The sequence below is a fragment of the Actinoplanes sp. L3-i22 genome (assembly GCF_019704555.1).
Taxonomy (GTDB): domain Bacteria; phylum Actinomycetota; class Actinomycetes; order Mycobacteriales; family Micromonosporaceae; genus Actinoplanes.
In genome coordinates this window covers 4,119,343-4,145,092 of record NZ_AP024745.1, presented here as the reverse complement: position 1 = coordinate 4,145,092, position 25,750 = coordinate 4,119,343, and the positions used below count along the sequence as shown (strand labels likewise).

At 69.6% G+C, this 25,750-nt stretch carries 22 protein-coding genes; 9 read left to right on the top strand and 13 right to left on the bottom strand.

Translation table 11 applies throughout. The annotated features are described in order from the left end of the window. The first annotated feature begins 6 nt into the window (after positions 1-6). Positions 7-369 carry a hypothetical protein gene (locus tag L3i22_RS18165; RefSeq protein ID WP_221328142.1) on the top strand — a complete coding sequence of 121 codons (363 nt, stop codon included), beginning with the start codon at positions 7-9 and terminating at the stop codon, positions 367-369. A gap of 404 nt (positions 370-773) precedes the next feature. Continuing rightward, on the top strand, positions 774-1,307 hold the full coding sequence (locus tag L3i22_RS18160; protein ID WP_221328141.1) for a GtrA family protein: 534 nt from the start codon (positions 774-776) through the stop codon (positions 1,305-1,307). Positions 1,308-1,373: 66 nt separating this feature from the next. Here L3i22_RS18160 and L3i22_RS18155 read toward each other — a convergent pair whose 3' ends face one another. Beyond that, positions 1,374-2,987, bottom strand: a complete 1,614-nt coding sequence (locus L3i22_RS18155) for a dolichyl-phosphate-mannose--protein mannosyltransferase (protein WP_221328140.1) — start codon at positions 2,985-2,987, stop codon at positions 1,374-1,376. 713 nt (positions 2,988-3,700) lie between these two features. Between L3i22_RS18155 and L3i22_RS18150 the strand changes: the two genes are divergently transcribed. Together L3i22_RS18150 and L3i22_RS18145 are read left to right on the top strand one after the other, a co-directional pair. Then, a complete protein-coding gene (locus L3i22_RS18150; protein ID WP_221328139.1) occupies positions 3,701-3,943 on the top strand; it encodes a hypothetical protein in 243 nt (80 codons plus the stop codon). An 81-nt stretch (positions 3,944-4,024) separates the two neighbouring features. Beyond that, positions 4,025-4,363, top strand: coding sequence for an EthD domain-containing protein (locus L3i22_RS18145; RefSeq protein WP_221328138.1), 339 nt, complete (start codon positions 4,025-4,027; stop codon positions 4,361-4,363). Positions 4,364-4,973: 610 nt separating this feature from the next. Here L3i22_RS18145 and L3i22_RS18140 read toward each other — a convergent pair. Further along, entirely contained in the window at positions 4,974-6,503 is a 1,530-nt protein-coding gene (locus L3i22_RS18140) for an alpha-L-arabinofuranosidase B (RefSeq protein WP_370644479.1), read from the bottom strand. Positions 6,504-6,799: 296 nt separating this feature from the next. Here L3i22_RS18140 and L3i22_RS18135 point away from each other — a divergent pair, with 296 nt between their 5' ends. Both L3i22_RS18135 and L3i22_RS18130 read left to right on the top strand, forming a co-directional pair. Then, a complete protein-coding gene (locus tag L3i22_RS18135) occupies positions 6,800-7,585 on the top strand; it encodes an ATP-binding protein (protein ID WP_221328136.1) in 786 nt (261 codons plus the stop codon). A 67-nt stretch (positions 7,586-7,652) separates the two neighbouring features. Next, complete coding sequence (locus L3i22_RS18130) at positions 7,653-9,248, top strand: methyl-accepting chemotaxis protein (protein WP_255658365.1); 1,596 nt, start codon at positions 7,653-7,655, stop codon at positions 9,246-9,248. Between the two features lie 64 nt (positions 9,249-9,312). On the opposite strand, the gene L3i22_RS18125 is transcribed toward L3i22_RS18130, so the two are convergent. The 6 genes from L3i22_RS18125 to L3i22_RS54355 form a co-directional block, all read right to left on the bottom strand. Beyond that, positions 9,313-10,257: an endonuclease/exonuclease/phosphatase family protein gene (locus tag L3i22_RS18125; protein ID WP_221328134.1), complete on the bottom strand. Its 945-nt coding sequence runs from the start codon at positions 10,255-10,257 to the stop codon at positions 9,313-9,315. 487 nt (positions 10,258-10,744) lie between these two features. Further along, entirely contained in the window at positions 10,745-11,572 is an 828-nt protein-coding gene (locus tag L3i22_RS18120) for a metal ABC transporter permease (RefSeq protein WP_221328133.1), read from the bottom strand. Then, positions 11,556-12,440: a metal ABC transporter permease gene (locus tag L3i22_RS18115; protein WP_221328132.1), complete on the bottom strand. Its 885-nt coding sequence runs from the start codon at positions 12,438-12,440 to the stop codon at positions 11,556-11,558. Before L3i22_RS18115 ends, L3i22_RS18120 begins: the two co-directional genes overlap by 17 nt. After that, entirely contained in the window at positions 12,437-13,195 is a 759-nt protein-coding gene (locus L3i22_RS18110; RefSeq protein WP_255658364.1) for a metal ABC transporter ATP-binding protein, read from the bottom strand. Before L3i22_RS18110 ends, L3i22_RS18115 begins: the two co-directional genes overlap by 4 nt. Positions 13,196-13,493: 298 nt before the next feature. Next, entirely contained in the window at positions 13,494-14,309 is an 816-nt protein-coding gene (locus tag L3i22_RS18105; protein WP_255658363.1) for a metal ABC transporter substrate-binding protein, read from the bottom strand. A gap of 683 nt (positions 14,310-14,992) precedes the next feature. Beyond that, positions 14,993-15,808: an N-acetyltransferase gene (locus tag L3i22_RS54355; protein WP_221328129.1), complete on the bottom strand. Its 816-nt coding sequence runs from the start codon at positions 15,806-15,808 to the stop codon at positions 14,993-14,995. 69 nt (positions 15,809-15,877) lie between these two features. On the opposite strand from L3i22_RS54355, the gene L3i22_RS18095 reads away from it, so the two are divergent. Beyond that, a complete protein-coding gene (locus L3i22_RS18095; protein WP_221330030.1) occupies positions 15,878-17,542 on the top strand; it encodes an AMP-binding protein in 1,665 nt (554 codons plus the stop codon). A gap of 106 nt (positions 17,543-17,648) precedes the next feature. On the opposite strand, the gene L3i22_RS18090 is transcribed toward L3i22_RS18095, so the two are convergent. The 5 genes from L3i22_RS18090 to L3i22_RS18070 all read right to left on the bottom strand — a co-directional run bounded on the left by L3i22_RS18090 (position 17,649) and on the right by L3i22_RS18070 (position 24,123). Further along, positions 17,649-18,455, bottom strand: a complete 807-nt coding sequence (locus L3i22_RS18090; RefSeq protein ID WP_221328128.1) for a GNAT family N-acetyltransferase — start codon at positions 18,453-18,455, stop codon at positions 17,649-17,651. Positions 18,456-18,584: 129 nt separating this feature from the next. Beyond that, the gene (locus L3i22_RS18085; protein WP_221328127.1) at positions 18,585-21,092 is read right to left on the bottom strand and encodes an ABC transporter permease; all 2,508 of its coding nucleotides are present in this window, start codon (positions 21,090-21,092) and stop codon (positions 18,585-18,587) included. Then, entirely contained in the window at positions 21,089-21,928 is an 840-nt protein-coding gene (locus tag L3i22_RS18080) for an ABC transporter ATP-binding protein (protein WP_221330029.1), read from the bottom strand. The genes L3i22_RS18085 and L3i22_RS18080 overlap by 4 nt, the downstream gene beginning before the upstream one ends. A gap of 324 nt (positions 21,929-22,252) precedes the next feature. Continuing rightward, positions 22,253-22,903: a response regulator transcription factor gene (locus L3i22_RS18075; protein ID WP_221328126.1), complete on the bottom strand. Its 651-nt coding sequence runs from the start codon at positions 22,901-22,903 to the stop codon at positions 22,253-22,255. Further along, positions 22,891-24,123 carry a sensor domain-containing protein gene (locus L3i22_RS18070; protein WP_255658361.1) on the bottom strand — a complete coding sequence of 411 codons (1,233 nt, stop codon included), beginning with the start codon at positions 24,121-24,123 and terminating at the stop codon, positions 22,891-22,893. The genes L3i22_RS18075 and L3i22_RS18070 overlap by 13 nt, the downstream gene beginning before the upstream one ends. Positions 24,124-24,233: 110 nt before the next feature. Between L3i22_RS18070 and L3i22_RS18065 the strand changes: the two genes are divergently transcribed. Together L3i22_RS18065 and L3i22_RS18060 are read left to right on the top strand one after the other, a co-directional pair. Beyond that, entirely contained in the window at positions 24,234-24,626 is a 393-nt protein-coding gene (locus tag L3i22_RS18065; protein WP_221328125.1) for a YbjN domain-containing protein, read from the top strand. Beyond that, a complete protein-coding gene (locus L3i22_RS18060; protein WP_221328124.1) occupies positions 24,626-25,735 on the top strand; it encodes a hypothetical protein in 1,110 nt (369 codons plus the stop codon). The genes L3i22_RS18065 and L3i22_RS18060 overlap by 1 nt, the downstream gene beginning before the upstream one ends. The last annotated feature ends 15 nt before the right edge of the window (positions 25,736-25,750 follow it).

The following is a 25,750-nucleotide window of genomic DNA, read 5'->3' as shown; positions in this document are numbered from 1 at the left end:
GACCCTATGCCGGTCATTCCTGCCTCCACCAAGACGTCCCTGCCCCAGCGGCTGCGGGCACAGGCCAAGCAGAGATGGCCACAGCTGGCCGCAGTGCACGTGCGCTACCACGGCCATTTCGCCTACGTCAGCGTCGAGTTGACCGGCGGGCAGCAGCTACCGGTGATGAGACTGCGTTACAGCGGCTCCGCCCACCGCTGGAGCCTGGCCACCTACCGGGCCAGCAACAACACCTACGAAGCCCAGTACTGGTTCAGCGGCACCACCGAAGACGCCCTCGACTTCGTCTGCGAGGTCCTCATCAATCCGATCACCGACTGGCCGCATCCCAGCACCGAACCGTCAACCCCCGAAGGACTTACGAACTGAAGCACTAAGCCCCACCGCCTCGCCCTCTCTGCCCCACCGCCCTCTCTGCCCCACGCCCGGCTGTGCCCCACCGCCCGCTAAGCCCCAACCGCCCTCTAAGCCCCACCGCCTCGCCCTCTCTGCCCCGCCGCCCGCTGTGCCTCGATCGGGTTTGAACGTGGATCGGAATGGTGGGCGAATGCCGATCAACCAGCGGGACAACCGGCTGTTTACCCGCGGTGGCGAGAACGCCCGGATCTGGCGGGTGACCTGCGCATCAGCCACCATGCGAGCAGATATCGCATTCGGATCGCCGAGGGGTGCGGCGGTCGGCGGGGTACGCGCAGCGAAAACCGGCCAGTACTGTTGCGGCCGGGCAGACGCGTCTCCGAGCGTCGCACGACGTCAACGATGCGGGGCCGGCGGTGCAGGAAAAGAACGTCCGATGGCCGGACCGGGCCGGAAACTTGCTGACCGCCTGGGTGGACCGGTTGCCACCGGGTCTGCGCCGGATCGTGTCGCGAGAACTGGCCGGTTTCGCCATCCTGGGCGCGTTCACGTTCACCGTGGACCTCGGACTGCTCACGGCTCTGCGGTACGGAACTTCGCTGCCCTTGCCGGTCGCGGTGTCGATCGCGTACCTGACCGCTTTCGCCCTGAACTTCGTGCTCAATCGCACGGTCAACTTCCGCTCCCACGCGCCGGCCGGTCCCCAGGCCCTGCGCTACGCGGTCGTGCTCGTCGGCGACTACGCCATCACCGTCGGAGCCTCCACCGGATTGACCATGCTGGGTCTCCCGTTCCCGGTCGCCCGCGTGATCGCGTCGATGTTCGTGGCCGCGTTCACGTATTCGGCGTCGCGCTGGTGGGTCTTCCGCGAACGGCCGGAGCCGACCGCGGAAGGCGACGAGACGCCCCGCGACGTGGGCATCCTGGTCAGCCCGGCCGTAGAGCCGTAATACGGCCAAGCACCGCCCGACGTGCAGGTGATCGGGCGGTAGAGCCACCGGCACCCCGGGGCGCCGTCAGATCCAGCGATTGCCCAGCCACATCCGGGACATCCAGGAATCGTACGGAATCAATTGCCCCACGAAGATCGGGTAGAAGTAGGCGAAACAGATCGCCACCAGGGCCACGTAGATCCCGGCGATCACCGTGCCGGTCACCTGGCCCCGCGGCGACGTCATCAGGGCGCCGAGGACGTAGACCACCGCGAGGATCAGGAACGGCAGCGCCGGCAGCACGTAGAAGGAAAACATCGTGCGGCTGTCGGCCCACGCAAAATAGAACCACGGGGCCAGGCCCGCGACGGCGCCGGTCAGGATCGCGTACGCACGCCAGTCCCGGCGGGAAATTCCCAACCAGAGCAGAGCCAGCAGCGCGGGCAGGAACGACCACCACAGCACAGGTGTGCCGAGCAGCAGAATCTCGCGGATGCAGCTCGTGGCGCCGCAGCCGGTGCCGGGGTTCGGCGGCCAGTAGAAGGCGACCGGGCGGCCCAGCAGCAGCCACTGCCACGGCCAGGACTGGTAGTTGTGTGTCTTGGTCAGGCCGCTGTGGAAGCCGTACGCGCCCTGGTGGTAGTGCAGCAGGTTGAGCAGCGCACCCAGGATCGGCGGCTCGCTCATGCCCTGCTGCGCGCGGTAGTGCCGGTCCCAGCCGGTGTCGGTAAGAAACCACCCGGTCCACGTCGCCAGGTAGAAGATGAAGCTCAGGACGAAGCTGAGCAGCCCCCAGCCCAGGTCCCCGAGCAACCCGGCGAACGGGGCGGGGATCCCGGCCGACCGGCGGGCCTGAACCCGCCAGACCACGATCAGCGCGGCGAAGAACGGCAGGAAGAACAGCCCGCTCCACTTCACCCCGCAGGCCAGGCCGAACAGCACCCCGGCACCCAACAGCCACCACGGCACAACCCGCGGCGCCCTCTCCAGCCCGCCGCCCGCCAGCCCGCCGCTCGCCAGCCCGCCGCTCGCCAGCCCGCCGTTCTCCAGGCCGCCCAGCCCGCCGCGCTCCAGCCTGCCGTTCTCCGTCCCGCCGCGCTCCAGCGCGCTGTTCTCCAGCGCCCGCAGCAGGCGCCGCCGGTAATGGTCCCGGTCGAGCAGCATGGCGGCGAAAGATGCCAACACGAACAAGCCGAGGAAAATATCCAACAGCGACGTCCGCGATAGCACCAGTTGGAAGCCGTCGAGGGTCATCAGTAGACCGGCCAGCCCGGCGAGCACGATCGAGTGGAACATCCGATACGCGACCCGGATCAGGATGAGGATCATCAGCGTGCCGGCGAGCGCCGCGGTGAAGCGCCACCCGAGCTCGGTGTTGCCGAAAATCTTCTCCCCGGCCGCGATCAGCCACTTGCCCAGCGGCGGATGGACCACGTAGCCGGCGGAGTCCGACTTCTCGTCCCACTCCACGCCGTGCTGCAGCATGTCCCAGGCGTCGGTCGGATAGTAGACCTCGTCGAAGACGTACCCCTTGGGATCGCTGACCCCGGCGAGCCGCATGATTCCGGCGGTCACCGTGATGACCGCGGTAACCAGCCAGGAGTACGGATCAAGCCAGTTCTCGAGCGTCGCCAGCCGCCGCCGGACGATGTCGGGCACGCTGGAACGCACCGCCGGACCGGTCACCGCCGTAGTCATTCGGGCGATCTTAGAGATTCCAGCAAATCGGTACGTATGCGGGTCACCATCGACAATCGCGCAACCGAAGAAAGGTCCCGCCAGGACCACCGCGACAGCCGCCGCCCCAAGCGCCCACGAGCCGGCCGGACGTCCCCGGCGCGACGGGCGGCTCCGGCTCGGACGGCACGCTGCGTAGTTGGAGCGGGTGCCGCCGTTCGGGAGCGGTAGATGGTGGTTCCGGTGGCGCCCTGGCTGCTGGCCGTGATCGTCTCGCTGGCCGGGTGGGTGCGTCCGTACGATAAATATCTTCCGTAGGAACTTCACGAGCATCCGACACTTGAATGGTCAGCGGATGAGTTGCTGGTATTGACGACCGCCGCTCTGGATGGGGATCCGGCGGCGCTCCGGGAGACGTTTCGGCGGGTCGAGCAGCTGTGCGGGGTTGACGGTGGCAAGTCTCGCCGGTTCTCACCCCGTCATCGAGTCCTGGGGGAGATGAGCTGGCGCTGATGCGGGAGTGAGGCGGCCATCGTCCGGGTCGTCGAGTTGGGTGCTATGCCGGGCGGCGGATGTGCGGCTCCGGCGTGGATCGATCGGGATTGCGGATCCGGTATGCGATTCGCGCCGATGTCGGGCCTGGCCGGACGGCGGGTTCGGTGGGAGCATTTTGTTGATCGGCCCTGTCGTGGCCGGATCGGCATCACCATATCGGCCGGATCGGAATGAGTGACGTGGAAGAGCTGGGGTCTGCGCCGGGGCGGGAATCGGGCGGGCTGCCGTTCGCGGCTGAGGTGGCGCTGCGGACCGGCGGGTTCGTGGTGACCTCTGTGGGGTTTGCGATCCTGGTGGTGTCCGGCATTGTTCAGCGGAACCTGCTCATGGTCGTGCTCAGCGCCGTTCTGGCCCCGTTTTACGCGGTCCGGGTCGTCCTTGTCGTTCGCCGGATTCGCCGGGAGGCGGGCCACCGCCCTTGAGTTCGCGGCCGTCGCGGTGAACTCCGGGCACGTGGGTGCGTAGGTGAAGGTGGACGCATTTGCTGGGAGTGGGGGGCGGTCGTGCTCAAGGTGATGGCTTTTCTGGTCAAAAGGCCGGAGCTCGATTTTTCTGATTTCGCCGATTACTACGAGAATCGTCATGTTCCGTTGATTCTCGGGCTCGCGCCCGGGCCGGTGAGTTACAAGCGGAACTTCATCGCACAGAGCGCGAATGGCGGTCAGCGGGATGACGTGGATGTGATCACCGAGCTCGTGTTCGCCGATCGGGCGGCTTACCAGAGCTGGGTGGCGGCGATGTATGCGCCGGGGTCGGGTGTCGCCGAGGATGAAGAAAAGTTCCTTCAGCGGGCGCTGACCAGGTCATATGTGGTCGAGGAGCGGGTGACTCCCACGGCGTGAACCGGCCGGGAGCGCGCTCTGGCTGAAGCCGGGGCGCACCGCCGGTGGCCGCTTTCGAGCGCGATTCAGGTCCGGGCTCCATGACGCACCGCCGGTGGCGACTTTCCGCGGGCCAGATTCAGATCTGGATCCTGTGACACACCGCCAGCGACCGCTTCCGGGCGCGATTCGGTCCGGGCTCGGCGGCGCGTCGGACTCGGCTCTGCGTCGCCGGAGCCGCACGGGACTTGGGCCCGAACCCAGAGCTCGAAGCCTGGAAACGAGGAGCCGGGCGCGAGAAGCCAACACGGCGGACCAGCCCGGCGGACCAGCGCGACAAGCCGGGCGCGAGAAGCCAACACGGCGGACCAGCCCGGCGGACCAGCGCGACAAGCCGGGCGCGAGAAGCCAACACGGCGGACCAGCCCGGCGGACCAGCGCGAGAAGCCGGGCGCGAGAAGCCAGCGCGGCGGACCAGCGCGAGAAACCGGCCGCGAGGCCCGCGAACAGCGCTCCACCGACCGTACCGGGAAATGGTTTTGATCTTGAAAGAAAGCTGCGCCGGGCGGAATGGCAAGCCCGCCCGGCGCACGGTTTCAAGGATCGGTTTTCCAGGGTCGGTCTTGCCGGATCAGGAGGTCCAGCCGGCGCCGACGACCCAGCTCACGTCGTCGGCGAAGGCGCTCGCGGCGTCGAAGGTGTGCACGCCGCCCTGGCTGGCGATGTAGCCGGTGTTGTTGTAGTGCCGCACGTACCGGGTCGGATAGTTGAACGAGCGCAGCGCGTTGCCCTGCCCGTTGAGCCCGGACTGCGGGCAGAACGTGGCGTCCTGCTTGAACAATGTGCTGTTGTCATTGGCGTTCAGGTAGAGCTGGAAGCCGTTGTGCCGAAGGAAACTTCCTGCGGTGTCCTTCGACTCGAAGGAGACGCAGGAACTGTTCGCCAGCCCGGCGCGAACGGTGAAAGATGCCTGCGCCTTGAGCGCCGCGGTGCTCGACGACGTGACGACCTGCGTGGCGACGCTGGTGCCGGAGTGCGCGAGGTACCGGGTGGTGCAGCACGCGGTGGTGGCGCGCAGCGACACCGAGGAGCCGACGGTGACCGCCGGGCCGCTGGTCAGCGACGTGGTGGCGTAGCCGGCGGCGGCGATGTTGGCCTGGACGGAATTTTCCGTCGCGTCCGACGGGTAGCCGGAGGTCATCACGCCCTCGTAGAAACTTCCCTGCGCGCTGACGCTGTTGTCGCCGCCGATGCCGAGGATGATCGCGCCCTCCTTGTGCATCGGGTTGTAGCCGGACTTGTTCGGCCGCACGCCGCTGTAGAACGTCGACAAGCCGCCGGACTGCGCGTTTCCGCCGCGGATCGACCACTGGTTCGGGCCGCCCTTGAGCGTCGCGGTGAGGAACCGGTGGGTGATCGTCGGGTCGCCCGAGTTGTTGCCGGCGTTGTAGCCGCTGAACAGCCCGTTCTCCAGGTCCGCCATGATCCACGGGCCGCTGCCGGCGCCGCTGCCCCAGCCGGTGCTGTTGCCGAAGTACAGCGCTTCCATGTGGCCGTTGCCGGTGTCCAGGCTGTTGGTCTCGGCGTTGCCGTAGTCGAAGCAGCAGCCGCCGTTGTAGTGGGTGCCGTCGAAGATCGCGTACATCCCCTCGGCGGCGTCGCCGGTGGCGATCCCGTTGGTGTTGTTGTTGCGGTAACCGGTGCCGGGCGAGATCCAGACGCCGTAGGCCTTCTTCCCGCCGACGGTGACCGGCGCGCCGGTGGCGCTGGCCAGGTTGTCGTAACCATTGACGTCCGGGCCCTGGAAGCCGCCGGGCGGCGCCTGGGTCAGGTGGTTGCCGCGCCCGGACTGGTCGTAGATCACGGTGATCAGACAGGTGGTGCCGGCGCAGAAACTATCCTGCGCGGCGGCGTTGGCGACACCGCCGGCACTGAGCGGGGCGATGTTCGTGGTGGCGCCGTCGGAGTTGCGCTTCACCTGGTAGAGCGAGCCGGTGAAGGCGCCGTAGAGGGCGCGGGTGGTGCTGTGCGCGGCGACGCAGGGGGTGCCGCCGGAGGCGTAGATGTCACAGGGCCCGGTGACGGCCGCCTGCGACGGACCGGCGTTGAGCAGGACACCCGCGGCGACGACGCTCACGACGGCGAGGCTTCTGACTTTCACGGCAGGACTCTTTCTGCAGGGAGCGGGGATGTTGTGAGCGTTAACAAATGCACGACAAAGCCCGGGTGGATGGGTTTTGACGCACATGGATAAGGCGGCTCCAGCACGGGATCGAGGGCCGCGCTACAGCGATGACCTTGGTGTGTTACCGCTCACAGGAGGTGCCTCGCCGATTGAAACACTGCCGTTACGGGGCTGTCAACGCATCGACCTACGCCAAAGCATTCCCCGGTACGGGTGATAGAACGGCCCGGAGGATTGCGGTCGTCACCCCCGGCAGCGTTGGGTATAGCGGTGTGCGACGAACCCTTCACGCCAAGCTGCGATCAAGCACCGACCGGAGCCTGGACAGCGGTGTCACCACCGTGCGGCTCATCGGCGAGCTGACCTTGTCCGGCATCCGGGAGGTGCACCATGCCGTGAGCAAGGCCGCCGCCGAGTGCCCGGCGGCGGTGATCGTCGATCTCGCCTGGTTCAGCCACACCGACCCGGCCCAGTTGGGAATTTTCGCCACCGCGACCTACGAGGCACAGGCCCACTGGGGTGTTCCGGTCATGCTGTGCCGGGCCACGCAGGAGGTTACCGACGGCCTCGCCGGGTTCCGCTCACACGTGGCGCTCTACGAGGACGAGCAGCTCGCGATGCTGGCGATCCGGGCCCACGTGCCGCGCTGGATCCGGCAAAAGTTTCCTCCGGAACCGGAGAGCCCGCACCACGCCCGGGCGCTGGTCGGCGCCGCGTGCGCGAGCTGGCAACTGCCGCACCTGCACGACCCGGCCCGCCTGGTCGCCTCCGAGCTGGCCAACAACGCGATCCAGCACGCCGGCACGGACTTCCACGTGATCACCGCGTACACCGGGCAGTATCTGCGGATCGCGGTGAAGGACGGCAGCCGGGTGATCCCCCGGGTGACCGGCGGACCACCGGTCACCGGCGCGATCATGGCGCCGGGCTCCGGCCGCGGCCTGCGGATGATCACCGCGGCCAGCGCGCACTGGGGCGTCACGATGACGCCCGGCGGCAAGATCGTCTGGGCGCTGATGCGGTCGCACCCGGTTCCTGCCGCGGATGCAACCGTCTGACCATCCGCCGGCCGGGCCCGCTGCCGAACGGCACCCCGGCAGGGACGGTCGACGGTGGGGAGAACCAGTGGGTGCACGACAGCTGCTTACCGACCGGCGTGTCGGTACGAAGATCATGGCGGCGGTCGGGGTCGTCACGCTCTTCGGGATGGTCGACGGCCTGTACTCGCTGGACCAGCTGGGCGCCACGAACCAGCAGGTCAAGATCGGCTACCGGATGAACGGCGAACTCAACACCATCGGCAACCTGCGCTCGGCCGTCAACCGGTCCTGGCTGGCGATGGACGACTACCTGCTGGCGGCCGGCTCGGCCGAGCGGAGTTCCGCGGGCACCTCGCTGAGCACCGCGCAGGCGCAGGTCACCGAGTACGTGAAGGCATATCAGACCTACCCGCTCGACGCCGAGGCCCGTACCTCGGTCGCCTCGTTCCAAGCGCACTGGCAGAGCTTCGGCGACCTGGTCGGCAGCCGCGTGCTGCCGCTGGCCGCCGACGGCGACCGGGCCGCGCTGAACAAGATGCGCGCCGGTGACCTGGCCACCGCGATGACGGCGGTCCGGGCCGACCTGACCACCCTCGCCGAGCTGACCGTGCAGGCCGGCGCGGCCGACGCGAAGGTCGCCGAGGACCGCTACCGCTCGACCAAGCGCCTGGTGATCACCCTGCTGGCACTGAGCACCGTACTCGGGCTGGTGCTGGCCGCCGCCATCTCCCGGCTGATCGTCAAGCCGCTGTCGCGGTGCGTGGACGCGCTGCACCGCATTGCCAAGGGCGACCTGACCGCCCGCGTGAGCGTCGACAGCGCCGACGAGGTGGGGCGGATGTCCGGAGCGCTCAACGAGACCGCGGAGGCGATGGGCGGCATGGTCGGCCGGATCAACACCAGCTCGGAGCTGCTGACCTCGGCGGCCGAGGAGCTGTCGGCGGTGTCGGCGCAGCTGTCACTGTCCGCGGAGGAAACTTCCGCCCAGGTCGGTTCGGTGTCCGAGGCCGCCGGGCAGGTCTCGCACGGCGTGCGTACGGTCTCGGCCGGCGCCGACGAACTGGGCGCCTCGATCCGGGAGATCGCCAGCAACGCGAACGAGGCCGCCGGCGTGGCCGCCGAGGCGGCGCGGGCGGCGGAAACCACCAACGCCAGCGTGGCGCGCCTCGGCGAGGCCTCCACCCAGATCGGCACGGTCGTCGCCCTGATCACCTCGATCGCCGAGCAGACCAACCTGCTCGCGCTCAACGCCACCATCGAGGCGGCCCGCGCCGGCGAGGCGGGGCGCGGCTTCGCGATCGTCGCCTCCGAGGTCAAGGACCTGGCCGAGGAGACCGCCCGGGCCACCCAGGCGATCACCGCCCAGGTGTCGGCGATCCAGTCGGAGAGCGGCGCGGCGGTGACCGCGATCCGGGAGATCGGCCAGGTCATCGCCACGATCAACGACTACACCACGACGATCGCGGCGGCCGTGGAGGAGCAGACCGCGACGACCGCGGAGATCTCCCGCAGCGTGGGCCACGCCGCCGAGGGCTCGGAGAGCATCGCGGAGACGATCGCGATGGTGGCCGAGGCGTCCCGGCAGGTCACCGAGGGCGCGACCGAGACGCAGCAGACCGCGGCACAGCTGGCCGGGACCGCCGCCGAGCTGCAGGCGACGGTGGCGACCTACCAGCTCTGACAGCGGGCGTTTCCGCCGGTGCCGCCGGAATCGCCGCTATCCGCTGGTGCCGTCCGAATCGAGGCTATCCGGCCGTGCTGTCCAGATCCGCCAGCACGGCGCGGTGGTCGCTGCCGGGCACCGAAAGCACCCACGCGTGCCGGGTGGTCATGCCACGTTGCAGCAGGTGGTCTGGGCGGACCAGCGGAAACCGGGCCGGCCAGGTGAACCCGAACCCGGCGCCGGCCTCCTGCTGGGTGTCGGTCAGCGGCGCCAGCACGTCGAAGTGCCGGTCGCTGGTGGCGGTGTTCAGATCACCGGCCAGCAGCAGGCGCGGGGCCGGATCGGCGCGGATCAGACCGGCCAGGGCCGACAGCGTGCGGTTGCGCCCGGCGGTCCGGCCCGCCCGCGCCGAGGCCAGGTGCGCGGCGTAGACCCGGACCTGGCCGGAGGGCGTGGTCACGGTGGTGCGCAACGCCCGGGTCCAGCCGATCTGGATGTCGACCGGCTCGGTGCCGGACAGCGGCAAGCGGCTGAACAGCGCCACCGTTCCGGCGTTCGCCTGAAACGGATACCGCGCACCGAGCTCGGCGGTCACCGCCGGCCGGTTGGCGGCGGTAATTTCCTGCAGCACGATCAGATCGGGCGCGGCGGCCAGCAACGAGTCCAGCGCGCTGCCCGCGGTGGCCGGACCCAGATTCAGCGAGGCGACCCGCAGATCACGACGACCGTCAACAGCTCGGTCACCGAGGGCCGGGCCGAACATCAAGGTCCAGATCAGCAACGGTACGAGGGCAACCCCGACCGCCACGATCCGGCGCACCAGGATCGTGGCGCCGAGCAGGGCCAGGATCGGCACGGCCAGCCACGGCAGCCCGCTGTCCAGGCCGGAGCCGACCGAGCCGGGCGCCCATCGATGGCCCGCCAGCAGGGCGGTGAGCGCCGCCGCCACGACGACCGGCACCAGAACCGCCAGGCGCGGGCGGCGCCGGGTGCGGGCGGGCTCGGCGACCGGGGCGGCAACACTCATCGCGCCACCTTAACCAAGATCATCAAGTCGTTTGCCGGGAGGCGTTGTCTACGTCGGGCAGTTCACCTCGTAGAGACATCTCCGGCCGTTGCCGCCCTGCTGAACCATGGTGAGCGCCTTCCCGCCCGCCGCGGGCGCTCTCCTGACCGCCTACGGGCACCGCTCCTGACCGCGCTGCGAACGCCCACCTGAGCACCGGATGCGCCCTTCTGACCGCCCATGGGCACCCTCCTGAGCGCCGTGGGTGCCCACCTGACCGCGCTGGGAGCACCCCGGTTTGGCCGCCGTGAGCGCCCACCTGACCGCCGTGAGCGCCGTGAGCGCCCACCTGACCGCCGTGAGCGCCGTGAGCGCCCACCTGACCGCCGTGAGCGCCGTGAGCGCCCACCTGACCGCTGGGAACAGCCCGCTTGGCCACCGGTTGGGTGCGCTCCTGGCCACGTGGGCCCTCCGCGCTGCTGGGGCGCCCCGCTGCCCGTGTTCGAGGTCATGCCGGGACGGCACCGGCAGGGGTCATGGTGCGGACGGCCTTGGCCAGAGCCCACGAGACCAGCAGGACGCCGGTCGCGGTCAACGAGATGGCCGCGCCGGCGGCGACGTTCCACCTGGTCGACGCATACAGCCCGAGCAGCCCACTGGTCACCGCCAGCAGCACCGCGACGGCGGAAATTACCGTCATCCGGTCGGACCACATGCGTGCCGCGGCCGCCGGGGCGACGATCAGCGACAACGCGAGGATCGTGCCGGCCGCCGGGACCACGGTCACCACGACCACCTCGACGGTGAGCAGCAGGACCACGTCCCAGACACCGGTGGAAACTCCCGCCGCCTCGGCACCGGACCGGTCGAAGCCGGTGAACAGCAACGGCCGGGCGCACACCGTCAGCAGCAGAGTCACCACGACCAGCACGACAGCGGTTGTCGTCAGATCGGAAACGCTGACGGTAAGAATCGACCCGACCAGGAAGGCGGAAAGTTCCCGGCTGAACCCGTTCTGCGTGGCCACCAGCGCGGCACCGAGCGCGAACCCGCCGGAGAGCAGCACTCCGGTCGCCGCGGCCGCGTCCTGCCCGCGACGGCGGCTCAGCGCGGCCACCCCGAGCGCCACCACGCCGCCGGCCAGCACGCCGCCGAAGAAAATATTCACCCCGATGATCGACGCGGCGACGACCCCCGGGAAGCTCGCATGGGTCAGCGCCATCGTGAAGAACGACAGCCGCCGCAGCACCACCTGCACCCCGATCAGCCCGGCGAGCGCCCCGACCAGGATCACCTCGGCGACGGCGCGGTGCATCACGTCATCCCACCAGCTCATGTGGTGACGTCCTTTCCAAGCTTTGAAAACCCTTCCGAGGTACGCGGCGCAGCCACCGGATCGGCAGCAGTACCAGATAGGCCAGCACGAGCAGCAGCACGACAGCCGACGCCGACGTCAGGGCCACGCCGTAGTGGACGGAGGCGGTCCAGCTCAGCAGCAGGCCGCCGTACCCCGCCGCGACGACCAGCGCCGTGCCGAGCACCGCCATCGCGGCCAGACGCTCGGTGACCATGCGGGCGGCCGCGGCCGGGACGATCAGCAGCGCGACCACCAGGATCGTGCCGACCGCCCGGACCGCGGCGACCACGACCAGCGCGAGCAGCACGTTCAGCCACAGGTCGAGCCAGCCGAGCCGTAGTCCCGCGGCCGCGGCGCCGGCCGGGTCGAACGCGCGGAACAGCAGTGGGCGGGCGGCGAACAGCAGCGCCACCAGGATGATCACGGCGAGCACCGCGGTCTCGGCGAGCTGCCGCGGCGTCACCGTCAGCAGGCGCCCGAACAGGAACGACGTCAGATCCGCGGTGTACGACGAGCGCCGCGACACGAGCACCACCCCGACGGAGAACATGGCGGTGAGCACCACCGCGGTGGCCGCGTCGTCGGAGAGCCGGGCGCCGCGGGTCAGCACCGTCAGCACCACCGCCGTGACCACGCCGGCGATCAGGGCGCCGGCGAAAAGTCCCTCCACTCCCCCGGCGACGAAACCGATGACCACGCCGGGGAAGACCGTGTGGGTGAGCGCGTCGGAGACGAACGACAGGCCGCGCACGAAGACGAACACGCTGATCGGGCCACAGATCAGCGCCAGCAGGGCGATCTCGGCGAGGGCGCGGCCCATGAACGGCACGGCGAACGGCTCGATCACGGCTCGACCACGACCATCCGGCCCTCGGCCACCTCGATGGCGGCACTGCCGTACGCAAGCCTCAAGGTTTTTGCCGTGAGGGTCTCGCCTGCCGGGCCCACCGCCCACTGCCGCCGGTTGATCAGGCAGACCTGATCGGCGAGGTCCCAGGCAACGGCCAGGTCGTGGGTGCTGATCACCAGCGCGGTGCCTTCGAAGGAAAGTTCCTGCAGTACCCGGACGATGGCGTCCTGGCTGATCGCGTCGACGCCGTTGAACGGCTCGTCGAGCAGCAGCAGCCGGGGTGCGGACGCGATCGCGCGGGCCAGCAGCACGCGCTGGCGCTGGCCGCCGGAGAGCGTGCCGAAACGTTCCTTCGCGCGGCCGGCCAGCCCGACCCGTTCGAGCGCGTCGGTGACAGCCTGGCGGTCGGTGGCCCGGGCAGGCCGCCACCAGCCGAGTTGGCGGTAGCGGCCCATCATCACGACCTGGCGGACGGTGACCGGGAAGTCGGCGTCGAGGCGGTCGGTCTGCGGCACGTAGCCGGCCGAGCCGCGGGCCCGCGCCGGGTGGCGGCCGAGCACGGTCGCCGTCCCGCCGAGGATCTGGGTGAGTCCGAGCATCGACTTGATCAGTGTGGACTTGCCGGCGCCGTTCGGGCCGACCAGCGCCAGGCGTTCGCCGGCCCGCAGCTCCAGTTCGATGTCGGTGAGCACCGGAGTGCCCTGGTAGCCGACGCTGACCTGGTCGTAGCGCAGGGCAATGGACTCGGCCACCAACCGCCGGCCGTTTTCCGGGCCGGGGCTCGGGCCCGCGCCGAGGCCGGTGGATCTGATCTCCGCCGACGGCTGCTGGGGATCACCGGTCGCGGAACGCGAGTCCGGGCGGGAGGCAACGGAGCCTGGCTCGGCCGGCGGTGGCCGGTCGTTGTCCACGGCAGGCCGCGGGCCGGCTTCGGCCGGCGGCCGCTGGTCCGGCACGGCCGGCACCCGCTGATCCGGCGGGGCCGGCGACCGCTGATCCGGCACGCCTGGTACCCGCCGGTCCGGCACGGCCGGCGAACGGTGCTCCATGTCAGCCGGCCAGGGCTTCGACGATGACCTTGGTGTTGTGCTGCTCGGCGCCGAGATAGGTGCCCTCCGGCGTGCCCGCCGCACCGAGGCTGTCGCCGAACAGCGCGTCCTCACCGGCGACGACTTTGACCCCGGCCTGCTGGGCGATGGCCTCGGCAGTCTTCGGCGGCAGCGAGCTCTCGGTGAAAATTGCCTTCGTACCGGTCGCCTTGATCTTCGCCACCAGGTCGGTGAGCTGCTTGGCGGAAAGTTCCGCCGAGGTGTCCATACTGGGGATCACCGAGCCGACGAACTGCAGGCCGTAGCGCTGGACGTAGTACCCGAACGCGTCATGGTTGGTGACCAGTTCGCGGTCAGCCTGCGGCAGCTTGCCGAACGCGGCCTCGTTGTCCGCGTCGAGCTTGTCGATCGACGCGGCGTAGCTGGTGAGGTTGGCCTCGAACGTGCTGGCCCGGGCCGGATCCGCGGCGGCCAGCCCCTTCTCGATGTTGGTCACCATGATCTTGGCGTTGCGGGGGTCGTGCCAGATGTGCGGGTCGCTCTCCTCGCCCTCCTCCGCACCCTTGCGCAGGGTGACACCCTGGCTGGAGTCGACGACCGCGCCCTTGAAGCCGGCCGACTCGATCGTGCCGTCGAGCCACTTCTCCAGATCGACCCCGTTCTTGACGACAACTTTCGCCACCGCGATGGCCTGCAGGTCGGCGGGGGTCGGCTCGTACTCGTGAGGGTCGACGTTCGGCTTGATGATCTGCGTTACGTCGACGTCGGAGCCGCCGATGTTGCGGACGAAATCGGCCACTTCCGGGGTGGTCGCCACGACGGAAAGTTTCGCCGTTCCGGTCGTGGTCTTCTCGCCGCCCGACGCCGTCGAGCTACATCCGGCAAGGACGGCAAGGGCGGTCGCGGCCCAGAGCATGCGCTGTGCGTGCTTCATCATTTCGCTCCTGTCGCTGAGGAGTGAAACGGTATTCGTATTCGAAAATTATCGTCTAATAGCGAACTGACAATGCTTTCCTTCCATGCGCAAGTCGAAATATGAGCATTAACCGAGGAGTTCGACTGCGGGTACCTTTCTGCAAATGGCCGCGCTTCGGGCCGGAGTCGCTCTGCTGGTCGCGCTCAGCGCCGCCGGCGCACTGCTGCTCGCCAGCCCGGAGCGGCACGACTCCCCGGACCGGCGCGGCGCGATTCCGGGAAATCTGCCCGTTCCTGTTCGAAATCGCACGAACGCCCGCGATCGGACCCGCACCCGAAGGCCACCCCACGCCCGCGATCGGGCCCGCACCCGGAGACCCGCCCCACGCCCGGAATCGGCCCTACGCCCGAAGACCCGCCCCACGCCCGGAATCGGCCCTACGCCCGAAGACCCGCCCCACGCCCGGAATCGGCCCTACGCCCGAAGACTCGCCCCACGCGGCCGGGACCGTTCTCCTTCAAGCAGCTCAGCGGCCGCCTCGGGCCGGCCGGGTTCAGGTTCTGGCCCTGGCAGCGGAGCCCCGGTCATCGCTGGTCTCCAGCGGATCCTTCCGTGGATGGCGGCGCGGGTGCCGCCGTTGCTGACGGCTCTGGACGCGACCAGGTCGGCGACCGGCCGACGTACTCCATGATCAAGCAACGCTCCGACGGGTTCGGGCGGTATGGGATCACCTTGCTGGTCATCTCGAAACCGATTCGCCGGTAGAACGCGAGCGCTCGCCCGTTGTCCTCATGGACACCGAGCGTCAGCCGCGAGACGTCGATATTTTCCTTCGCGAAACGGATCGCCGCCTCCATCAGGTGGACGGCCGGCCCACCCGACCCACGGTGCGCCGGGCTGACGTAGACCGCATGGACGTGCGCATGGTCGAAAACCTCCACCAATGGCCCAGCACTCGCCACCCCCACCCAATCGCCGTCACCACGACCGCCATCGCGACCGCCATCGCCGCCACCATGACCGCCATCGCCTCCGTGACCGTGACCGCCATCGCCGCCGTGCCCGCGACCGCCGCCATAGCCGCCACGCCCACAGCAACCGCCACCGCAATCGCCACTGTGACAACCGCTCTCACCCTGGCTGCTACAGCCGTCACCGCCGCGACCGCCACTCTCACCGTGGCCGCTACCGCCGTCACCGCCGTCGCACGCGACAAAGGTCGCGGAACTGTCTGAGGTCGCCTCGACGGTCGCCATTTCCTGCCAGAACGCGTCGGACCGCGCGGCGACCTCGGCGTATGACGAGCTGAACGCGGTCGGCGTGTCGCGCAACGCCTCGAGCCTGATCGCCCGCAGCTCACGCCACTCTTCAGGATCGATCCGGCGCACGAGATACGTCACGAGGATTGATCCTCCCAAATCCAACCGCCGGTCCACATCGGCCTGGCAGTGTCGGCAATCCGGGTGAAGATGCGCTCCGGGTCATATACGCATGACGGGGAGGTCACCGTGGAACCTGGGGAGGTCACCGTGGAACTCAGCATCAGCGCCGGGCCGAGCAAGCCGCCGTTGTTGGAAAGCACCATCAGCGCCGACCTGCTGGCCACCGTCGCCCGGCACGGGGATCGGGAAGCCCTGGTCGACTGCGCCTCCGGCCTACGCTGGACGTACTCGCAGCTCAAGGCCTCAGTGGATCGGGTGGCGCTGGGCCTGCGACGACTCGGCATCGCCAAGGGCGACCGGGTCGGAATCTGGGCGCCGAACTGCGCGGAGTGGGTGCTGGTGCAGTACGCGACGGCCCGCCTCGGCGCGATCCTGGTCACGGTCAACCCGGCATATCGCAGCCACGAGTTGCGGTATGTGCTGCGGCAATCCGGCGTGCGCACCCTGGTGGCGGTTTCTTCCTTCAAGACCTCGGACTACGCGGCAATGATCGCCGAGGTTCGCCCGGAGTGCCCGGACCTGCGCGATGTGGTCCTGATCGGCGAGCCGTCCTGGAACTCGCTGACGGAAACCTCCGACGACCCGGCTGTTCTCGACGAGATCGAGTCCACGCTGCGGCCGGCGGATCCGATCAACATCCAGTACACGTCCGGGACCACCGGTTTCCCCAAGGGCGCGACGCTCTCGCACCGCAACATCCTGAACAACGGCTACTTCGTCGGTGAGTTGATCGACTACACCGAGGCGGACCGGATCTGCATCCCCGTGCCGTTCTACCACTGCTTCGGCATGGTGCTGGGCAATCTCGCGGCCACCAGCCACGGCGCCACGATGGTGATCCCGGCGCCCGGGTTCGACCCCGGGCTGACGCTGCAGGCAGTGGCGAAGGAAAGTTGCACCTCGCTGTACGGCGTGCCGACGATGTTCATCGCCATGCTCAACCATCCCCAGTTCACCTCCTTCGACCTGTCCTCGCTGCGCACCGGGATCATGGCCGGCTCGCCGTGTCCGGTGGAGACGATGAAGCAGGTCATCGATCGGATGGGGATGACCGAGGTGTCGATCTGCTACGGCATGACCGAGACGTCGCCGGTCTCCTGCCAGACCCGCACCGACGACAGTCTGGAGCGGCGGGTGTCCACGGTCGGCCGGGTCGGGCCGCACCTGGAAGTGAAAATTGTCGACGCCGAGGGCGCGACCACCCCGATCGGGTCCACCGGCGAACTGTGCACCCGCGGGTACTCGGTGATGCTCGGGTACTGGGAGCAGGCGGAAAAAACCGCCGAAGCCGTCGATGCCGAAGGATGGATGCACACCGGCGACCTCGCGGTGATGGACAGCGACGGGTATCTGAAGATCACCGGCCGGATCAAGGACCTGGTCATCCGTGGTGGCGAAAACATCTCGCCACGCGAGGTCGAAGAATTCCTTCTCACCCACGGCGACGTGCTCGACGTCCAGGTGATCGGCGTACCGGACGAGAAGTACGGCGAGGAGGTCATGGCCTGGATCCGGATGAAGCCGGCCACGATCCCGCTGGACGCGGAAAGCCTGCGCGCGTTCTGCGCCGGCAAGCTCGCGCACTACAAGATTCCGCGCTACGTCCGCATCGTCGACGACTTCCCGATGACGATCACCGGAAAGGTCCGCAAGGTGGAGATGCGCGAAATCTCGATCCGGGAACTCTCGTAGGATCGTGCCTCCCTGCACGCAGGCCGTCAGTAGTGACACCTCCTGTGGCGCGCCCGACGGATCCGGCGACAGGCCAGGCGGACCCGTCGGGGAGACAACCGACCGATCAGGGCCGCCACACCCAGTTGTCACGCTCGTATCGAGGGGTAAGGCCCGCACGAACCATGTTGGCCAGCGACGGATTGTGTGCGCCGACGGCCGGCTTCCCGGTCTCCGCGTACACCCGCCGCGCCCCGGCCTCGGCAGCCGCAGCGGCCCGGGCCGCGATCAAAGCCGACTGCGCCCCACGACCACGGTGCGTAGGCCGAGTGGCAGCGGCGTTCAGCGCAGCGTTCTCACCACTCACATACACATTGCCACCGGCCACGATCTCGGCCCCGTCCCACGCGGCGAACGGATGCCAACCGGGACGCCCCACGGTGGAGGCGAGCATCGCGGTCAAATCCCCGCGCGGCATGCCGAAAGTCTCCAACACCAGATCGGCCCATGCCCCAGCCTGCTCGGCGGCCACCGGCCCGACCCGAAGTTCGGTCTTCCCCGCAGCCATCTCGTCGGGGTCACCGCTCAGCTTGACCCACGGATTGCCACGCTCGAGACCCAACCGAGCAGCCGCCCCGGTAAAACCTTCCGGCAGCACCTCCGGAACGATCTGCAGCACCGCCTGCTCGACGCCCTGCGCACGGTAGAAATCGACGACCTCGTCCAGCATGCCCAGGGTGAACGGTTCGGCGACACCGAATCCGAGCGCCTTGTTCCAGTACATCGAGGCGCTGCCCGGCAAGGCCAGCACCACAGCCCCACCGATCCGTGCTGACGCCGCGCCGAGGTGTGTGCGGGCGGGCTCCGGCGTGCCGGTCACGTAGTCGTACATGAACGCCGCCTCGGTCAGCTCCGCACCGACATCTTTGATCATTTCCCCAACACTGCCACGCGCTCGCCATGACCGCCGGTGGGTCATCCGCGGCGAAACACGAAACTTTCCGACGAGCCCACCGCCGGCAGTCGATGCGCGCCGATGCAGAGGCGCGCACCGACTCGCGGATCACTCCTTGATGCCGATGTGCTCGACCGGCGGCACCCGCAGCAGCCGGGCGATCGGCAGCACCGTCGTGGCCAGGGCCAGCACCGCCGTGCCCCCGAGGACGATCGCCCCGCCCAGCGGCGGCACGTAGGGCACCAGGCTGCCGGTCAGCGCCCGGACCACACTGCTCAACGTCAGCGCCGCGATCGCCCCGCCGAGGATCACCGCGGTGCCGAGCAGACCGAGTTGCTCCGCGTTGACCATCCGCCTGACCTGCCGCCGGGTCACCCCGGTCAGCCGCAGCAGGGCCAGCTCACGACGGCGGGCAAGCGCGGCCATCACCATCGTGTTGGCGGCCGCGACCACGGTGTAGCCGACCATCACGGCGATCAGCAGACGGTTCAGCCAGGCACTGAGCGCGAGATCCTTCGCGAGGCCGCCGGTCAGCGTGGCGGTGTCGACCAGGGCGCTGCCCGGGTGCGCGGCCGCGACGCCGCGCAGTGCGGCATCGGCCGAGGCCGGGGCACTGATCAGCAGCTCGTCGTCGAGGTTCGTCGTGGTGTGCCCGGCGACCGTCGACAGCGGAAGGATAATGTCGCCGAAACCGAGTCCGCGCTGGTAGATGGCAACGACCTTGGGTTTCACCGCGGTGCCGTCGCCGAGGCGCAGGTCCACGGTCGCGCCGAGTTTCCAGCTGAACGTGGACGCCTGCGTGCCGGAGACGGCGACCGTGCCGTCGGTCAGATCGGCCAGGCTGCCGTCGCGCACGCCGAGGTCGATAGTGTCGGTCAGGCTGGCCGGGTCGACGGCGCGGGCGCCGATCGACTCGCCGTCACCCATCAGCGCTGCCACCACCGTGGTGTGCCGCACGGGCGTCACCGCCCGTACCCCGGAAATCGCTCTGACCTCGGCCACCGCGGACTTGGACAGGCCCGCCGGAGCGACCAGCGCCCGCTCGGCCGTCAGGCCGGCGCGGCTCTGGGCGACCGCCTGGCGCTCCAGGTTGTTCTGCAGGAACCACACCGAACCGCCGAAACCGACCGCGAGCACCAGCGAGGTCAGCACGGTCGCGGTGCCGCGGGCATTGGCGCGCAGGTTGGCGGCGGCGAGGTAGCCGCTGGTGCCGAAGATCGTGCGCAGCGCCGGCGCGAGCAGACGAGCCGCCGCGTTGTTGATCCACGGCGCCAGCAGGGCGACCGCGAGGACGAACAGGTAGAGCATGCCGAGTGCCGCGCCGAGCGCGGTCTGCCCGCTGGCCGCGACCGCGGCGAAGGCCGACGCGAACGCCGAGGCCAGCGCGATCAGGCCACTGATGCGGCGGAACTTTCCTGCGGTGGTGGGTTCGGCGGCGGCCTCACCGAGCGCCTCGGCGGGTTTGATGCCGGTGACGCGCCGGGCGGCAACGAGACCGGCGAGTACCGCGGACAGCAGGACAATTCCTGCGGCAGCCGGGCCGGCGAGCGCGCCGGGCGCCATCGGGAAGCCCTCCGGCAGGAAGCCGCGGTGGGTGAGTTCGGCGGTCAGCCAGTGGGCGGCGGCCAGGCCGGACGGCACGCCGATCGCCGCGGCGACCAGGCCGAGCAGGCCCGATTCGGCCATGATCATGCGGCGGACCTGGCCCGGGGTGGCGGCCACGGCACGGATCAGAGCGAGGTCGCGGCGGCGGTGCCGCACCGAGAGGCCGATGGTGGCGGCAACGACGAAGACAATCAACAGCACGACGTAGCCGCCGAAAGATGCCCCCACCTGGATCAACAGGGTGGCGGCGCCCTTGTCGGCGGAACCTTCCGCCAGACCGCTGTCGGCATGGGTGAAAACTTTCGCCCCGCCGGCGAGCTCGGCGATCCGGGTCTGAAGCTGGGCCAGGTCGGTGCCCGGCGCCGCCAGGACGCCGACGGCGCTCACCGCGCCGGGATGCGGGGCACGGGCCGCGGCGTGGGCATCGGTGAAGAAAATTGCCGCCGTTGCGCTTCCCTTCGCAAGACCGCTGATCTGGTACGGGCGGAGCGCGCCACCGACGAGCAGCCGCACCGTGTCGCCCGGCTTGGCCCCGCCAGCCACCGACTCGTCGAGCACGACCTGGTCGTCGGCGGCCGGAGCCTTGCCCGCGGTCAGGTGATACGGCGTCAGCACGGCGCTCGACCAGCCCCGGCCACTCAGCTGCGGCCCGGCCGGGACGTTCTCGCCGGTCACAGCCACGGCGATGTTCTCGTCCGTCGCGACGGCGGCAACACCGGGCAAGCCCCGGATCTTCGCGGCCAGATCGGCGGAGACGGTGCCGCCCTCGGGAAGGGCGACCGTGCTCCGGATGACCTCGCCGGTGAAGTCCTTGGTCACGAACGTGGTGTCCGGGCGAGCGACGACCAGGTCAGCGGCGGCATAGCGGCCCGGCGCGGGGTGATACACCAGACCGGATTCGACCAGGATGCCCATCGCCGTGAGGATCAGGGCGCCGAGCGCCAGGGCCAGCAGCGTGGCGAACGAGGCCCCGGGGCGGTGCCGGAGCATGCGGGCGGCCAGCGAGGTCATCGGACGACTCCCTCGTTCAGCGGGCCGTGGCTCGCAACGCCGTCAGTCGTGTCAGCCCAGCTCGTTGCCGAACTGGCCACGCCCTGACCTCGGCTCGCGGACCGGCCGGTGGGGCGACGACCCAGGGCGGCCAGATGTTCCGCGATGCGCTCGGCTCCCGGCTGCGGCATGTCATGGACGATCCGGCCGTCGGCGAGCACGATCACCCGGTCGGCATAGGACGCGGCCACCGGATCGTGGGTGACCATGATGACGGTCTGGCCGTGCTCGTCGACGACCCCGCGCAAGAGATCCAGGACCTCCGCGGCCGTGTTGGTGTCGAGCGCCCCGGTCGGCTCGTCGCAGAAAATTACCTCCGGCTGCGAGGCAAGCGCCCGAGCAATCGCCACCCGCTGCTGCTGACCGCCGGAAAGCGCCGACGGCCGGTGCTTGAGACGCGCCCCGAGACCGACCCGGTCGACGACCTGGCTGATCCAGGCACGATCGGGCCGCGTGCCGGAAAGCTTGAGCGGCAGAAGAATATTTTCTTCAACAGTGAGCGCCCCGATCAGGTTGAACGCCTGAAAGATGAACCCGATCCGCCCCCGCCGAAGCTCGGTCAGCTTCGTCTCGGAAAGTTTCGACAGCTCGGTGCCCCCGATCCACACGCTGCCCGACGAGGGCCGGTCGAGCCCGGCCGCGGCCTGCAACAACGTGCTCTTGCCGGACCCGGACGGCCCCATCACCGCGGTGAACGTCCCGCGCTCGAATGCCGCGTCGACACCGGCGAGCGCCGTCACCGGTTCACCGTCGGACGGATAGATACGAGTGAGCCCCTGAACGCGAACCGCGGACATGCCGTTGCCTCTCCATGTGCAAGCTGTGGTCATTTGCGCGCACTGAGAAGTCTTCTGGTTTCGACCGCCGGGGAAAATGAAGCCACCTGCCCAACCCAGGTACAGCAGGCTGTACCGCACCCGAGAGGAAACGCCGCCCAGAGAGAGGCCGGCAGCGTTCAGAAAACCGAGCGCGGCGGCAGCGTTCGAAAAAACCGAACGAAGCGGCAGCGTTCAGCAGACCGGAACGAGCACGTCCAGCAGCAGCGTTCAGCAGACCGAGTGAACACGGCCGGCAGGCCACATCCGGAGAATCAGCGCACCGCCGGAAACCGCGCCCCCCATTCAGCGTGCAGCGTCCAAAAACCGCAGAACCGCGGTCACCCGCCGATCAGCGCGATCGTCCGGAGCCAGCCCCAACTTCGAGAAAATACTGCGAATGTGTTTGTGAACCGCACCCTCGGTAATCACGAGCTTCTCCGCGATCGCAGTATTCCCCAGCCCTTCGGCCATCAACGCGAGCACGTCCCGCTCCCGCGGACTGAGCCGCGCCAGCGATCCGTCCGGCCGGGACCGCGCCAGCAACTGCCCGATCACCTCCGGATCGACCGCCGTCCCACCGGACACCACCCGGTGCAGCGCGTCCAGGAACTCCCCGACCCGCCCGACCCGTTCCTTCAGCAGGTAGCCGACCTTCGCCGAGCCCTGCGCCAGCAGATCCGTGGCGAACGCCGGCTCGACGTACGCGGAAAGCACCAGCACCGCCAGCTCCGGAAGCCGGCGGCGGGCCTCGACCGCCGCGACGATCCCCTCGTCGGTATGGGTCGGCGGCATCCGCACGTCGACGATGGCGACATCCGGGCGATGCTCGTCGATGGCGGAAAGAAACGCACCCGGGTTCTCCGCGGTCGCGACGACCGTGAGGCCCTCGGCCCGCAGCAGCAGCGCCAAACCCTCGCGCAGCAGGGCGTCGTCCTCGGCGATCACGATCCGCACGGCAGCTCCACGTCCATCGTCGTCGGCCCGCCCGCCGGGCTGATCAGCCGGAAGTCGCCATCGTAGGCCTCGACGCGCCGCCGGATCCCGGCGAGCCCGGTGCCGTCGGCCTCGGCCGCGCCGCCGCGCCCGTCGTCGACGATCCGCACGCGCAGCCGATCGCCGTCGCGCCGCACGGTGACGGAAACTTCCGCCGCGCCGCTGTGTTTGACCACGTTGGTCAGCGCCTCGGCAACCACGAAGTACGCCGTCGCCTCGACCGAAACCGCACATCGGCCGGGCACGTCGACCTCGAGCCGGCACGGCACCGCGCACGTCCCGGCGAGGCCGTCGAGCGCGCCGGCCAGGCCCCGGTCGTCGAGCACCGGCGGCAGGATCGCCCGCACCACCGCCCGCAGTTCGGACAGCGCGAGCTCGGCGGCGTCCTGCGCCCGGTCGAGAATGTCCGCGGCCGCGTCCGGGTTGCGGTCCAGCGCCCGGCGGGCCGCGCCGACCAGCACATTCAGCGCGACCAGGCGATTCTGCGTACCGTCGTGCAGGGACCGCTCGATGCGGCGCAGCTCGGCGGCGTGCGCGTCGAGGGCCCCGGCGCGGGTGGCAGTGAGCTCGGCGACCCGCAGCGCCAGGTCGACGTCCCCGGTCGGCGGGAGCAGTCGCCGGCCCGGTGCCGCCTGCAGCCGCGCGAGGCTCGGCCCCAGCGTCACGGCGAGCACCGCGCACACCACGCCGACCAGCAGCACCCCGAGCGCGTCGGCAAGCCCGCCGATCCGCCACCAGATCATCCCGGGCCCGCCCACCGACGCATCGATCGCCCGGTACCACAACGGAAACGTCACGTCCTCGATCACGTAGACCGGCAGCGAGATCCCCGCCACGCCGAGCAGAAACCCCAGCGTGCCGTGGACGGCCAGCCACGCGACCTCGCGCCGCACAGTGCTGTCGCGCAACGCCTCACGGGCGGTCGCCGGCAGTGGCGGCGCCCCGATGATCGCCGGTCCCCAGCGGGTCAGTCGTGTCCGTTCCCGATCAGCCACGAAGCGCACCGCCGGCAGCGCGCGCGGCACCAGCAGCCGCCCCAGTCCGAGCAGGCAGCCGAGCGCCACCGGGACCAGCCCGATCAGCGTCGCGAGCGCCAGCAACGAGGTGCCCAGACCGCCGCCGAGGTGCTTGAGCGCATCGACGCCGCCCCGCATCCTCCCGACGATCCAGCGTTTATCCACAAAACCTATTCTCCGGTACGACGTCAGAGGTCCCGCATCGGATCGAACCCCGGGGACCCCGTGACCGTCATGAATGAGGACACCGCACCGACAGCAGAACGGAACCGCCCATGCCGAGTTGGCACGAGCTTCGTGAGCACGCGCGCACGCAGTACCAGGTGGACAAGATGGAGGACGACTGGTTCAGCGTGCTGTGGTCGCTGAACGCCGAGGGCCGCACGCAGCGCATCGTGGTCAGCCGCTACGAGGCGTACGAGCAAGAATGGGTTGAATTTCGCAGTTATCTCTGTGCCGAGAGCGAGATGAGCCCTCGGGTGGCGTTGCGCAAGAACGACTCGCTCAACATCGGTGCGCTCGCCCTCGACAAGGACGGGGACTATTCGCTGATCCATCGTGCGGCGATCGCCACTCTGGACCAGCAGGAATTCGCGCTGCCGCTGCAGGCGATCGCGCTGATCGCGGACCGTTTCGAGGACGAGCACACCGCCAAGGACGCGTACTGATGACCGAAGCGGTGTTCCTCCCCGCGGACTGGGCGAACGCCACGCCCGGCCCGAAGCACTGGTCCGCGGACGGGCGCGGCGACGACCCGGGCGCGCGGGAGGTGCACGAGCCGACCGGCACGGGCCCGGGTGAAGGAAAGTTCTTTCACTTCCTCTTCGGCTACAAGACCGCCAGCGAGAAGGACCGGTCGATGCTGGCCCAGGAGCTCGCGCACATCGACGACGACGTCGCGGTGCTGCGCGGCGCCGGTTACACGGTCGTCGTCGACCGGCAGGCCACCCGGCAGGACCTGCTGGAAGCGGTGGCCGCCGAGGGCACCGCGGGCTTCTACTGGAGCTCGCACGGCGCCGAGGACGGCCGGCTCCAGTGCTGCGACGGCGATCTGGTCTCGCCGGCCGACCTGGACCCGGCGACCGTGACGCCCGGCCTGCGCCTGGCGGTGCTCGGCGCCTGTTACACCGGTGCCTGGGCGCCGGCCTGGCGGGCGGCTCTCGGCGGACATCCCCTGGTGGCGGGCTGGGGACGGCCGGTCACGCTGGAGCGGGCCGTCGACTTCCTCGAGGACGGCGAGCGGCCCGACGTCGGCCTGGACGACCTGATCGAGCGCTGGCTGCTGACCGACACGCCGATCCCACCGCCGCCGACCGTGCGGGGCCTCGCGCCGGCCGCCGTGACGGGTGGGCGGATCCGGCGGCTCAAGCGGCCGGTGGAAACTTTCGCGGCACACCTCGGCGCCGCGTTCGCAAAGGATGATCACCACTACGCCGTCACCGTCCCGCTGCCCGGCGGGCGCAGTCACGTGGTGCGGGTGTTCACCGTCGACGGCGCCGACCCGTTCAGCGAGGGGGTCGCGCTGTGCGGGATGGAGGCCGAGGTCGGGCCGACATCCGCGCTGATCACCCCGGAGAAGTTGCTGGCCGGCATCGCGCGGCCCGGGTACGGCCGGGTCGCCCTGGTCACCGGGGAGACCGGCGTGCCGAAAATTGTCACCCAGTCGTTCACGCCGCTGGCCGGTGCCACCAGTCAGCAGCTGGCCGCACATTGTTACCAGGTGGCGTTGCACGCGGACGCGCTGGAGCTCGACATCTTCGGCACCGACGAGGGTTGACGCCGGGCACGGGTC